This window comes from Accumulibacter sp., assembly GCF_036625195.1.
Taxonomy (GTDB): domain Bacteria; phylum Pseudomonadota; class Gammaproteobacteria; order Burkholderiales; family Rhodocyclaceae; genus Accumulibacter.
The window spans coordinates 4107108-4119221 of sequence record NZ_JAZKUG010000001.1 but is presented as its reverse complement, the minus strand read 5'-3'; the positions used below and the strand labels follow the sequence as shown (position 1 = coordinate 4119221).

12 protein-coding genes are annotated in these 12114 nt (G+C 67.7%); 7 read left to right on the top strand and 5 right to left on the bottom strand.

Annotation, left to right across the window (positions count from 1 at the left end):
- Window positions 1-13: 13 nt before the first annotated feature.
- Window positions 14-1189, bottom strand: coding sequence for a DUF2863 family protein (locus V5B60_RS18080; RefSeq protein ID WP_332348859.1), 1176 nt, complete (start codon window positions 1187-1189; stop codon window positions 14-16).
- 169 nt (window positions 1190-1358) lie between these two features.
- Window positions 1359-2480 carry an EAL domain-containing protein gene (locus tag V5B60_RS18075; protein ID WP_332348857.1) on the bottom strand — a complete coding sequence of 374 codons (1122 nt, stop codon included), beginning with the start codon at window positions 2478-2480 and terminating at the stop codon, window positions 1359-1361.
- A 399-nt stretch (window positions 2481-2879) separates the two neighbouring features.
- Between V5B60_RS18075 and V5B60_RS18070 the strand changes: the two genes are divergently transcribed.
- The 6 genes from V5B60_RS18070 (at window position 2880) to V5B60_RS18045 (ending at window position 7855) form a co-directional block, all read left to right on the top strand.
- Entirely contained in the window at window positions 2880-3332 is a 453-nt protein-coding gene (locus tag V5B60_RS18070; protein WP_332348855.1) for an SRPBCC family protein, read from the top strand.
- 50 nt (window positions 3333-3382) lie between these two features.
- A complete protein-coding gene (locus tag V5B60_RS18065; RefSeq protein ID WP_332348853.1) occupies window positions 3383-3814 on the top strand; it encodes a PAS domain-containing protein in 432 nt (143 codons plus the stop codon).
- An 18-nt stretch (window positions 3815-3832) separates the two neighbouring features.
- Complete coding sequence (locus V5B60_RS18060) at window positions 3833-5038, top strand: ChaN family lipoprotein (protein WP_332348851.1); 1206 nt, start codon at window positions 3833-3835, stop codon at window positions 5036-5038.
- Between the two features lie 461 nt (window positions 5039-5499).
- Window positions 5500-6198, top strand: coding sequence for a hypothetical protein (locus V5B60_RS18055; protein WP_332348849.1), 699 nt, complete (start codon window positions 5500-5502; stop codon window positions 6196-6198).
- 331 nt (window positions 6199-6529) lie between these two features.
- Window positions 6530-7153 (top strand): hypothetical protein, encoded by a 624-nt coding sequence (locus tag V5B60_RS18050; protein ID WP_332348848.1) that lies wholly within the window; start codon window positions 6530-6532, stop codon window positions 7151-7153.
- Window positions 7154-7360: 207 nt separating this feature from the next.
- The gene (locus V5B60_RS18045; protein WP_034941681.1) at window positions 7361-7855 is read left to right on the top strand and encodes a Dps family protein; all 495 of its coding nucleotides are present in this window, start codon (window positions 7361-7363) and stop codon (window positions 7853-7855) included.
- 144 nt (window positions 7856-7999) lie between these two features.
- Here V5B60_RS18045 and V5B60_RS18040 read toward each other — a convergent pair whose 3' ends face one another.
- The 3 genes from V5B60_RS18040 to V5B60_RS18030 form a co-directional block, all read right to left on the bottom strand.
- Window positions 8000-8473 (bottom strand): carbohydrate-binding protein, encoded by a 474-nt coding sequence (locus V5B60_RS18040; RefSeq protein ID WP_332348845.1) that lies wholly within the window; start codon window positions 8471-8473, stop codon window positions 8000-8002.
- A gap of 48 nt (window positions 8474-8521) precedes the next feature.
- Window positions 8522-8974, bottom strand: a complete 453-nt coding sequence (locus tag V5B60_RS18035; protein WP_332348843.1) for a DUF2934 domain-containing protein — start codon at window positions 8972-8974, stop codon at window positions 8522-8524.
- Window positions 8975-9168: 194 nt separating this feature from the next.
- A complete protein-coding gene (locus V5B60_RS18030; protein ID WP_332348841.1) occupies window positions 9169-11157 on the bottom strand; it encodes a site-specific recombinase in 1989 nt (662 codons plus the stop codon).
- A gap of 151 nt (window positions 11158-11308) precedes the next feature.
- Between V5B60_RS18030 and yaaA the strand changes: the two genes are divergently transcribed.
- Window positions 11309-12079, top strand: coding sequence for a peroxide stress protein YaaA (gene yaaA, locus V5B60_RS18025; RefSeq protein WP_332348839.1), 771 nt, complete (start codon window positions 11309-11311; stop codon window positions 12077-12079).
- Window positions 12080-12114: the final 35 nt, after the last annotated feature.

Below are 12114 nucleotides of genomic sequence, written 5' to 3'. Positions count from 1 at the left end.
CGTCGGCATCTGTTCAATGCAGGGTCTGCGAGGGGTGGTTGTCCTGTTCCGGCATCTCCGCGTGTACGGTTTCACCGTCCGCGTTCGGGTAGAGCGGGGCACCGCAGTCGTCGCAGAACTCGTAGGGGAACTGCTGGTCGAGTAGCAGAACCTCCTTGACCCCCGCCTTGCGCAACGTGGTTTCGATCTCGCCGGCAATGTCGGTGTTCTCGTCCTCGATTCCCAGCAGTGGCCAGACGACTCCGTGGAAGATCAGTTCGCTGTCGCGTGGACCAAAGCCGACGCGGAACTCCTCGAGGCGCTGGTCGTGGAAGGCGCCGACCACCGCCCGCAGGTTCTCCGGCGACAGGCCGAGGGCGCCCTGCAGGAAAGCGACCGAAGCATCGAGCGAGTAGGGGCGGGATGCACTGTCGGCAGCGCGGCAGGCCGCATGGTAGGCGTCGGCCAGCAGTGGCTGGTAGGCGCAGCCAGTGAGCAGGGACTCGAAACACGGCCCGCCCTGTCGCAGCCACTCTTTCTGCACCGTCTCGCGGCTGCTCTTCGTGTTCTCGTTCCAGTGGAAGATCGGCAACGGGTGCGGCACCACCACGGCGCCGAGCAGGTAGCGCGTGTCGGAGAGGAAGCGATTGGTTTCGGGCATCGCTGCCGCATCGACGTTGAGATCGCTACCTTCCAGCGCCGCCTTGCCGAGCTGACGCATCATCTGCCAAGTGTCGACAAAAGTATGCGGCAGCTGGTCCGGGCTGTAGAAGTAGTCAGCCAAAGCCAGTCGCGCATCGCTTGCCAGAACGTGTGCGCCCAGATGGACCTTCAGCGTTTGCAGCGTGCTGCGCGCGATCGCCGGCGTCGGGATCGAGAAGCGTGACCAGGCAAGCACCGGCGCGGCCAGCAGGAGGACATCGAAATCCTGCCCACCATGTCTGACGACGCAGGATTCGGCATTCGCTTCGATGATGTCGGCGAGGTCGTCGTGCGCCATCGGATGGGCGTCGAAGAGACGGTCGAGCGCACTCGTGAAATCATCCTCCGTGCCATCGTGGAACAGCCTGTTGACCAACTCCACCAGGCGCCCCTGCCAGAACTGGTCTTCCATCTTGCTGCCGGACTCGGCAAGGCCGATCGCCAGGCGGCTCAGTTCGGTGGCATCGGCCGAGATGCGTTTGCGGGAAGAGAAGCGGGAGCGTTTCATGTGTGGGCGCCTGCAGGACGGTCAATCCGGCATTGTACCAAGCCGACAGGGTCGGCGCTGCTCGCTCGCCGCTTGATCTGGTCGGTGTCGTCGGGCCCGCGCCCGCGATGCCCGCCTGTGCGCGACGCTTTCCTCCGGATCCGGGGAGCGGAAGCCCCCCGCCACCATCTCAGGAGTCAGTGAGCACGCTCGCCGGCGGCAGGTCGTCCGCCGCGATCGGTCTGCCGACGTGGAAGCCCTGGATGAGTCTGAACCCCATCGCGTGACAGGTCGCGGCGGACTCGGCGCACTCGATCCCCTCGGCGAGCGGAACCGAACCGAGGTCGAGGACGAGCTTGACGAGGTCGCCCACGACGTGCCGTTTGCGTTCGCTGGCGCGGTGGATGTTGCGCACGAGCCCAATGTCGAACTTGACGAAATGTGCTGGTGCCTCGCCCAGTTCGTTGAGGCGCGCCTGTCCGGCGCCGAAGTCATCATAGGCGAAGCGCACGCCCATGTCGCGCAGGCGGGCGGCCAGTTCGACCAGTTCCTTCGCGTCCGTCACGGCGCTTTCGTGTACCTCGATCACCAGGTCAAGCCGGGGCAGGTGCTGGCGTGTGTGCCGCAGCGCGGCGAGGAAATCGGCGCTGAAGGTCTCTTTGGGATGGACGTTGGCAAAGAGCGTGAAACCGTCCAGGCGCGGCGCCATCACCGTCAGTGCGAAGTTGCGGAATGCCTGGCTGAGCTCGGCCTCGCGATTGAGGTTGCGCGCGATCTTGAACAGCGGCAGCGGCGCGACCGGCAACTGCGGATGGTAGGCACGGCCGAGAAACTCGTAGGCGACGATCGTTCCGTCGCCGGTATCGGCGATGGCTTGCGCTGCACCGCTGATGCCGTGGCCGGCGAGCAACTGGTGGAACTCGTCCTCATTGGTCACGAAGAGTTCGGACAGGGTCGAGTCCGCAGGAGCCAGCATCGTCTGCGACTGGTCGAACCGGGGCAGCTCCACCGTGCGCAGGCCCAGGCGGAACTCGACGCCGCCGAAGTGCACGATGTCGTTCTCCTGCAGCAGGCACGAGCCTTCGAGACGCTGCCGATTGACCGAAGTGCCGTTCAGGCTGTCGAGATCGGTCAGCCTGAGACGGCCGCTGAGGTCTTCCGTGAGTACCGCGTGATGCCGGCTGAGGCCGGCGGCCGCGACCGCAAGGTCGTTGTCCGTATCGCGACCGATCCTGAAGGGCAGATGACCCACGTTGTAAACGATGCGCGAGCCGTGGGCGCTGACCGACTCGAGAAACCAGAACCCGTTCACCAGCTTCTCCGACGCGTGACCTCTACCCAAGCGGCCGACCGCCCATCGTCGCGGCGGCGAAGTCGGCCGGATGCCGTCACCGGCGGAGACTTGCACGGGCCGTCGTTCCGCGATGGGAGATCCGGCGGAGTCATCGAAGTGCCTCGGTGAGCAGACATCAGGCCAGTGCTCCAAGTGTGCTTTGAGGTCGAAGGGTAGCAGACAGGCATCGCGCGTGACTAGACCCCGACGTTTTCGGCCGGATGAGCGCGCGATCGGATGACTTTACTTTGCAGTTGAAGGGTAGCAGACTACCCCCGTTTCGGGCCGCGCTGCTGTCGGCAGCGGAAGTCCGCGCGGTGCCGGAGCGGTACGTGGCACGACGGCGTGGCAGTCTCCATGGAGGACAAGGGCTGAGCAATGATCGGCGCCACGGCTGACATCCTCGTGTTCGAGGAGATCGACCGCGTCTTCCAGTTCGTCGCGCTCGACTTCCTGGTCAACTATCCGCGCTGGTCGCCGGAGGTGCAGAGCCTCCAGGCGCTCTCGGCGGGTCCAGTGCGGATCGGTTTCCAGGCGCGTCAGGTGCGCGTCGACCAGGGCCACAAGTCCGAATCGGTGTTCGAGGTGAGCGAACTGGAGGCTCCGGGACGTGTCCGTTTCCAGGGGGTTTCGGCTCCCTATGCATCGCTTTACGAGTTTGACGACTGCAATCCATCGACTCGGCTCCGCTTCAGCTTCGAAATCGCGGCACTCGAGCCACGCCTGCGACCGCTCGAGAAGCTGGTTCGCCTCGCGCTGCAGGACGGCGCCCGGCGGACGGTGAAGACGCTGAAGCTGCTCATCGAGAAGGAAATGCTCGCCAGGGGCTGACCCTGTGCGCCAGTCCACTGTAGCGCCATGCTGCCTTGCGGGAGATCGCCATGTTCACGACGGCAAAAGACGACGGTTTGATCCCTTGGGTGCTGACGCAGATTCTTGATTCCTGCGTCAATGGCATCACCCTGTCCGACCCCGATCTGCCCGACAACCCGATCGTCTATGCGAACAAGGTGTTTGAGGAAATGTCGGGCTACCCGCAGGAAGAGATCGTTGGTCGCAACTGCCGGTTCCTGCAGGGAGACGATCGCGAGCAGCCGGCGCTGGCAACGATCCGGGCCGCGCTGGCGAGACAGGAAGCCTGCGTCGTGACCCTGCGCAATTATCGCCGCGATGGCAGCATGTTCCTCAACCGGCTGTCGATTCGCCCGCTGCTCGATCGCGAGGGCCGGGTGATCTACTACTTGGGTGTGCAGTACGACCTCAGTGCTGGGATGCCTGCCGGCGGCAGCGGGGAGCAGCCGAGTTTCGGCTGAATGGACCAGGGGAAGCCGATGACGTGCCACGGTAGTCGCTGGCTCCTGTTGTTTTCGCTGCTGGTGGTGGCCGCTGCCCTGGGTCTTGCGCTGCTGCCGCCCGGCTCGGCAGCACGCAGCGCAGCCTGCGCCGCGCCCGTGGGCTGGCTGCGGATCGCCGGCGAGAATGGCGAGAGTATCCCCGCCAACGAGGTGTTGGCGCGCGCCGCCGCGGCTGATGTCGTCCTGCTCGGCGAGCAGCATGATGACGAGGATCATCACCGCTGGCAGCTGCAGGTACTCGCCGGGCTGCACGCGCTGCGTCCGCAGATGGTCGTCGGCTTCGAGATGTTTCCGCGCCGTGTGCAGCCGGTGCTCGATCGCTGGGTGGCCGGCGAGCTGAGCGCGCCGGCATTGCTGGCGCAGACCGGCTGGGAGGAGATCTGGAATTTTCCGGCTGCGTTCTACCTGCCGCTTTTCGAGTTCGTGCGCATCAACCGTCTGCCGATGCTGGCACTCAACGTCGATGCACGCCTGACGCGGGCGATCAGCGACAAGGGCTGGGATGCCGTGGCGGAGAGCGAGCGCGAAGGGGTTGGCCGCGCGGCGCCGGCCAGCTCGGCCTACCGCGACTTCCTGTTCAGTGTCTACCGCGAACACGCGCATGGCCACGGCGGTCGCGACAGCCGCGGCTTCCGCCATTTCGTCGAGGCGCAGCTGAACTGGGACCGCGCCATGGCCGAAGCGCTGGCCGTGCGCTTGGCGTCGGGGCAGGGCGATGGGCGGCCGCCACTCGTCGTCGGCGTCATCGGCAGCGGACACCTGCGCCATGGTCATGGCGTCCCGCACCAGCTGCGTGCCCTCGGCGTCGGGCGCGTCGTCACGCTGCTGCCGCTGGCGTTCGCCGAGGCGTGTCGCGAGATGCAGCCGGGCCTCGCCGACGCGCTCTTCGTGCTGCCGTCGAAGCCGGCGCTGGCCGTGCCGCCGCCTCGTCTCGGCGTGCAACTGGAAGACATCGCCGGTGCCTCGGCCGTCCGCGTGCAGGCGGTCACCGCCGGCAGCCTGGCCGAGAAGAGCGGGCTGATGGCCGGCGACCGACTGCTCGAGGTCGCCGGTCGACCAGCAGGCAAGGCAGCGGCCGTGATCGCGCTGGTACGGGCGGCAGCGCCCGGCACCTGGCTGCCGCTACGGGTCGGACGCGGCGATACGACGCTCGACATCGTCGTCCGCTTGCCGCCGGAATGATGCCGCGGGCGTGGCTTGCCGGCGCACTGCTGCTGCTCGCGCTGGGCAGCGCGCGCGGCCGCCGACCTGGATCTGGCGGTGACGCTCGAACCGGCGACGCGGCGGCTCGAGGTGATCGCCGAACTGCCAGTTTCCGGGCGGATCTTCGCAGTTCGCCCTGCACGAGTCACTGAGCGTGCGCGAGGTGCAGGCGGCCGGCTGGCCAGATCGTCCCGGCGAGACCTTGCCGGCAGCCGTGGCGACGGCACGCGCACCTGGCGATTCGCCTTGCCGGCAGGCGTCCAGCGTGTGCGCATCGCTTACGGCGGGACGCTGCCGGCGACCGAAATGCGTCGCGACCATCGCCAGGTGTTGCAACGCCAGCCGCCGATGGCGGCGGCCGCCGGATCGTTCCTCGCCGCGGGCAGCGGCTGGTACCGCAGCCGCCGCTGGCGCTGTTCAGCTACCGGGTGCGCCTGTCGGTGCCCGGCGAGCAGCGCGCCGTCGTCCCCGGCAGCCTGCGGATGGAACGGCTGCCGACGGGCTGCCGGCGATCGCTACGAGGCCGAGTTCGAGTTCGCGCAGCCGACCGATGGCATCGACCTGATGGCCGGTCCCTGGCGCGTGCGCGAACGTCTGGTGGCGCGTGCCGGTGCGCTCGCCGCTGCGCCTGCGAACCTATTTCCCGCCGATCTCTCGACGCCGAGCCGGGGCTCGCCGAAGGCTACCTCGCCGACAGCGCGCGCTACATCGAGCGCTACAGCGCACTCATCGGCGCCTACCCCTACGACGCCTTCTCGATCGTCGCCAGTCCGCTGCCGACCGGCCTCGGCATGCCGACGCTGACCTACCTCGGCGTCGATGTCCTGCGCCTGCCGTTCATTCGCGCCACCTCGCTCGGCCACGAGGTGCTGCACAACTGGTGGGGCAACGGCGTCTACGTCGATGCACGCAGCGGCAACTGGAGCGAAGGGCTGACCACCTTTCTCGCCGATTACGCCTACAGCGAGGAGCGTTCACGGCGGCCGCACAGCGCCATGCGGCTCGCCTGGCTGCGCGATGCGGCGGCGTTGCCGGCGAGCGAGCAGCCGGCGCTGCGCGACTTCCGCAGCCGCCGGCATGGCGCCGAGGCGGCGGTCGGCTATGGCAAGGCGGCAATGTTTTTCCTGATGCTTGCGTGATCGCATCGGCGAGGTGGCATTCGCGGCAGGGGCTTGCGCGATTTCTGGCAGGCACACCGCTTTCGCACGCGAGCTGGGACGATCTGCGGCGAGCCTTCGAGCGCGCCGCGGGCGGCGACCTGCGCGGCGTCTTCGAGCAGTGGCTGAGTTCGCGGCAGTTGCCGGTGTTCACGGTCGATGATGCCGTGGCCAGCCGCTCACCGTCGGGCCATCGCCTGCGCCTGACGCTGCGTCAGGGCAGCCGGCGCTGGCGGTCAGACTGCCGGTCGAGATCGCCAGCGGCGAGCACAGCGTCACGCGCTGGGTCGACGTTCGACCGGCGAGCGCAGCGGTGGCCGAGTTCGACCTCGATTTCCTGCCCGAGCGCATCCGCATCGACCCCGAAGCGCGCACCTGGCGGCGGCTGCAGGAAGTCAGCGAGCTGCCGCTCATCCTGCGCCGCTGGGTCGGCGCGCTGAAGCCGCGCTGGCTGGTCGTGGGGCGATGCAGCGTTTCGCGAGGCTGCCGAGACGGTCGTCGGGCGGTTCTTCGAGCGGCCGGCGACGCCGCTTGCCTGGCGGACCTGCGGGCGGCGTTGGCGGCTGGCGAGTCGGTGATGCTCGTCGGCACGCCGACCGAGGTCGATGCCGCGCTGCTCGCCAATGGTCTGCCGCTGCAGGCGCAGAGCCTGGGCGCGAACGCAACGCGCGGCTCGGCGCGGGTATGGACGATCGAGCGCGGGCCGCTGCTGGCGGTCGCTGCCGGCGATGCGGCAGCGCTGCGCTCGCTGGCACGGCCGCTGCCGCACTACGGCGGCCAGAGCTGGCTGGTCTTCGATGGTGCGCAGGCCAGCGAACGCGGTCTGTGGCCGGCGGTGGTGCCGGTCTTCGCGGTGCGTGGCGAGGCGCCCGCGGCGCGACGCCAAAGGCCGCGTCAGCGCGCACGGGGGTCGGCGGTCGCGCCTCACTCGTCATAGCTCGTGGCAATCGTGATCATCTTCACAATTCATTGGATCCATCATCGGGCTGTTCCTAGAATCTCGCCATGCGTCGGATACGTCACTGCCTGAGACGGCAGTTTCGGGGCCAGGGAACGAGCACTTCCCGCGTCGGGGAGTTCGCTGCGTGACGCATTCGTGACCAGCATCCCGCTGGCAGGATTCTTCACTGAAGGAGGTCGCACGATGAAAACCAGGACTGCCACTGCACCCGCGATCAACATCGGCATCAGCGCCGAGGATCGGGAGAAGATCGCGCACGGCCTGTCGGCACTGCTCGCCGACAGCTATACCCTCTACCTGATGACGCACAATTTCCACTGGAACGTCACCGGCCCGATGTTCAACACACTGCACCTGATGTTCATGGCGCAGTACAGCGAACAGTGGACCGCGCTCGACGTCATCGCCGAGCGGATTCGCGCGCTGGGTCACCCGGCGCCGGGCACCTATCGCGAGTTCAGCCGCCTCGCGTCGATCGCCGAGGTGGAAGGGGTTCCCCGGGCAGTCGAGATGATTCGCCATCTCGTCGCCGCGCAGGAGGCGACGGCACGGACTGCGCGCGAGCTGCTGCCGGTGGTGACTGCGGCGAACGATCAGCCGACCACCGACCTCCTGACACAGCGGCTGGAGGTACATGAGAAGACGGCGTGGATGCTGCGCAGTCTGCTCGAGGATTGATCGGCCGGCGGCTGCACCGCCTGCTGCGCCGGGTTTTCAGGGGAAGGTCAGCCACCCGATTGCGGCGACGGGGCTCCTCGGACTGATCATGAGGGGCTTTCTTCCCTTGCTTCCGGTCGGCTGACGACCGGTCCTGCCGATTTCTCAGGCCAGGCGCATCTCGGTCAGCGAGGCAATCGCCTGCGGGTCGGCGATGTCGGGTGTGATGATCAGTTCGAGGACGCCGACCGCAGCAAGGTCGACGCGGTGTTGCTCGGTCTGCGTGCTTGCCCCGTGCGGGTCGAAGTTCCATTGTTGCCGGACGATGTCGTGGAACGACTGGCCGCCGTCGCCGGACCAGCGCAGGAGGTACTCCTGCGTGCGCTGGCAGGAAGTTTCGACGAAACGCAGTGCGATCAGGCGCAGCCGCTGTGGTTGGGCGAAGACCAGGCGGATGGTCTGGCGGCCGGGAAGCGAGGCGCGCCAGCCATTGCCGGCAGCGGCGAGCAGCGCCGACTCGATCGGATGGGCCGCATCCTCGGAGCTGATCTCGACGTCGGCGAGCTCGTCCAGCCGCAGCCAGTCAGCAGGTGCCTGCGCGGCTTCCGGTTGCCGGTCGGCGATCAGTCGCTTGCGCACGCGGCGCTCCGGCACAGGGTCGCTGGTGGGCGGCTGGACAACGCCACATCAAGCCTCGACTTCACCGAGGCTGACGGCAATCTCGCGCTCGGCCAGGGTCCAGTAATGCGTGGCGCAGCCCTGGAAGCCATCCTTCTCGGCGATGAAATAGGCAGCCGACTCAACCATGCGATAGCGTTCCTCGGCACTCGGCCCGGCGATTGTGGGGGCAGCCGGCGCCGCTGCGGCGGCGGCGTCGACGGGCGCGGCAGCCGCGGGTTGCGCTGCCGCGGGGGCGGCGGCTGGTGCCGCTGCAGCCTCCTTTGCCGGGTTCTTCTTCACCGCCGCCGCCTTCCTGGTCGCAGCTGCCTTGGTCAGCGTTTCGGCAGCGACTGCTTCAGTCGCGGCTGCGGCGGCCGCGGTTGCTGCCGCAGCCTTGACTGGCGCTTCGGTTGCCGCCGGGGTGGTGGTCTTTCGGGTCGCGGGCGCCTTCTTGGCGGGGGGCTTGGCTTCAGTCATCATGATTCCTTTGCATGTCGTGCGATGGGGAGGAATGGGTGGTGTGGGTGGTGCGGTCGGCCGGACGAGTCGCCGGATCCCGGCCATGGCCGCAGGATAGGAAAATCCCGTGTCCCGGTCAAGGCGAATGCATGCTTCGCCGGCCAATATGCCGCGTCCTGCCGGCGAAAGGCTTTCGTTCCTGCCGGAGCGACGGATCAGTCCGGTCGTCGCGGCGGCAGGAAAAAGTCGCCGGGCCGGCGAACGAGGTGTGCCAGCACTGCCCGCGCCAGACTGCGCCACGCCGGCTCGGCGACCTGGCGCGCACGCAGCGCGACGTTGAGCGCCAGCGCGAAGCTCACCGTCAGGTTGATGACGCCGATCGTGGCGACGCCGAGAACGGCCCAGAGGAAGAGCGAGGCATCCGGCGAGTATCCCAGATCGACGAAAGCGATGCCGACGAAAGCTGAAGAGAAGGCGACGTGACGGATGTCCAACGGCAGGCCGAGCAGCACCCCGAGCAGCGTCGTACCGCCGAGCAGGAAGCCGAAGAGCAGGTTGCCGGCGAGGGCGCCGAGGTTGTCGCCGATGTAGGCGGCAACGTGCTGCATGCGTGCCTCGCCGAACAGGCGGCGTGGCCAGCGGAGCTGCAGGATGCGTTCGGGAATCCTGTTGTAGGCGGCATAGTTGTCGTAATAGCCACTGAGCAGCCCGGAGACGAACAGCCAGAGGCCGGCGATGGCGGCATAGAAGACCACACCGCTGTGGATCGGGCTCTGCTCCGCGAGCAGGTGCACCGCCTTTTCCTCGCTGGTGAAGTGCTCGCCACTGACGGCGAAGATCGCCAGGGTGAGCAGTGCTGCCAGCGGAATCGCGACGCCGACGTTGCCCAGGATGGCGACGATCTGGCTGCGACAGGTGCGGGCGATCAGGTTGGTCAGCCCCTCGACGTCGCGCAGCCGGCCGCCCGCCTCGCTGATGCTGGCGGCGATGGCGTTGGCCGTCATCGCCGGCTGCTTGGTGGCGACCGTTCCGCCAAGGATGTGGATCAGGCAGAAGCCGAGACCGTAGTCCAGGCAGTAGGTGATGGCGCCGGTGAGTGGCGGCATCTCCGCCTTGCTCAGCAGGATCTTCAGGCAGGCCATGAAGGCGATGACGAAACCGCCGATCATCGCCGAGCGGCACATCTGCCAGTACTCCGAGCGCGTCTCGGTGATGTAGTGTTCGCCATGGTGGCTGGCATTCTCGGTCACCCGCAGGGCGAGGATCTCGGTATTCTGGCGCCAGTGCCGCGGCAGGTTGTTGCGCAGGCATTCCTCGCGCACCAGCTGGACGAACAGCGTGACGATCGCCGGGTAGGCGGCGCTGCCGCGCGGGTCGGCCTGCAGTGCGGCGAGGATGTCGAGCAGTTGTTCGCAGCGCCGCAGCAGTTGCCGCAGCCGCTGCAGGTGGTAGGTGAGACGGATGCTGGTGCCGTTGCGGGCGGCCGTGCGGCGGACTTTCTCGATCACCTCCAGGCACTGGCTGAAGAGGACCCGCAGTTGGCGGTCGTCGGTGTCGGCGGCGGGCGGCCTGCCCCAGTTCTCCGCACAGGCCGTGATGTACGCGCTCATCTCGCGGTTCTGCTCGGTGAACGGCGATTCGTGGGTCTCGAGCGAGCGCTCGAGCCGCAGCAGCTCCGGCTCCATGCCGCAGGCGGCGATCCAGTGCGACAGCACGCGCAGCGAGTGGAGAAGCTGAACGACCGATGGCGGCACGCTCGCCGCCGGTTCGCCCTCGTCGAAGCGGATCGCCATCAGCAGCTCGATCCAAGCCTGCTCACCGGCGCCGATCACCCAGCGGCGATCGCCGGGTCGGTCGAAGGCGCGGCGCAGGACGCTGCGCAGCAGGTCGGGATCGAGCACCTCGGGCAGCAGCTTGTGGCCGATGCGGTGCAGGGTTTCGGCGACGAAGCCGGTATTCGGCAGGATGCCGGTCGACGTGTACAGCTCACCGTGGCGGTAGGTCTGCGCCAGTTTCGTCAGGCCGTTGCGCAAGGCGTGGCGCAGCTCCGGGCGGGTGTTCAGGATGTGGCAGAGCGCCTGCAGATTGCGTGGTGCCGACTCGGAATCGGCGGCATCATCCGGGCGCAGCTGGGCAACGAGTTCGGCGAGCAGCTCGGGCAGATCGCTGTCCGGCAGCGCAAGACGACTGAGGATTTCTTCCATGGACGGCTTCGTTCTTCTGTTTCGTGCGACGCCTGCCGGGCCCGTCGGCAGCGGGGAGGCAGCGCCGGCGGCTGTGGCGCGGCGTCGATTACAATCGCCGATATTAGCAGAATGCGCAGACCGTCATCCCGCCACCTTCCGGAGACAGCCGATGATCCTCGTTCTCTCGCCCGCCAAGACACTCGACCATCGGACTCCGCCGACGGTTGCCGAATGCTCGCAGCCGCTCCTGCTCGAGCACGCGCAGATCCTCGTCGACCGCCTGCGCCGCCTGTCGCCGGCGGAGCTCGCCAGCCTGATGAAGATCAGCGACCAGCTGGCGGTGCTCAATGCCACACGCTACGCCGAGTGGGCACGGCCGTTCACGCCGGCGAACGCCAAGCAGGCCGTCCTGGCATTCAACGGCGACGTCTACGACGGGCTCGACGCCGCTTCGCTGTCCGCCGACGATCTGCACTTCGCGCAGGCGAGACTGCGCATCCTGTCTGGGCTGTACGGTGTGCTGCGACCCCTCGACCTGATGCAGCCCTACCGGTTGGAGATGGGCAGCCGACTGCTCAATGAGCGTGGCCGTGATCTGTACGCGTTCTGGGGCGAGCGCATCACTGCCGCAGTCGAAGACGCCGTACGCGCGGCGGCGGCGAGTGTCCTGCTCAACCTGGCGTCGGAGGAGTACTTCCGGGCGCTGTTGCCGCAGCGGCTGTCGGTTCCCGTCGTGCAGCCGGTGTTCGAGGACTGGAGCGGCGGCCGCTTCCGCGTCGTCAGCTTCTTTGCCAAGCGCGCGCGCGGCCTGATGGCGCGTTTCGTGATCGTCAACCGGCTGTCGGAGGTCGCCGCGCTCGAGGATTTCGACAGCGACGGTTACGCCTATGCTGGACCCGGCGCCACGCCCGGCGTCCTGCTGTTCCGTCGCCGTCGTTGAGTCGGCCGCACGACGCGTGGCGTGGCGGCATGACC

Excerpts from the sequence above, each read along its gene's own strand:
- V5B60_RS18080 (WP_332348859.1), bottom strand. The coding sequence starts at position 1,189 with ATGAAACGCTCCCGCTTCTCTTCCCGCAAACGCATCTCGGCCGATGCC.
- V5B60_RS18070 (WP_332348855.1), top strand. The coding sequence starts at position 2,880 with ATGATCGGCGCCACGGCTGACATCCTCGTGTTCGAGGAGATCGACCGC.
- V5B60_RS18065 (WP_332348853.1), top strand. The coding sequence starts at position 3,383 with ATGTTCACGACGGCAAAAGACGACGGTTTGATCCCTTGGGTGCTGACG.
- V5B60_RS18060 (WP_332348851.1), top strand. The coding sequence starts at position 3,833 with ATGACGTGCCACGGTAGTCGCTGGCTCCTGTTGTTTTCGCTGCTGGTG.
- V5B60_RS18045 (WP_034941681.1), top strand. The coding sequence starts at position 7,361 with ATGAAAACCAGGACTGCCACTGCACCCGCGATCAACATCGGCATCAGC.
- V5B60_RS18035 (WP_332348843.1), bottom strand. The coding sequence starts at position 8,974 with ATGATGACTGAAGCCAAGCCCCCCGCCAAGAAGGCGCCCGCGACCCGA.
- V5B60_RS18030 (WP_332348841.1), bottom strand. The coding sequence starts at position 11,157 with ATGGAAGAAATCCTCAGTCGTCTTGCGCTGCCGGACAGCGATCTGCCC.
- yaaA (WP_332348839.1), top strand. The coding sequence starts at position 11,309 with ATGATCCTCGTTCTCTCGCCCGCCAAGACACTCGACCATCGGACTCCG.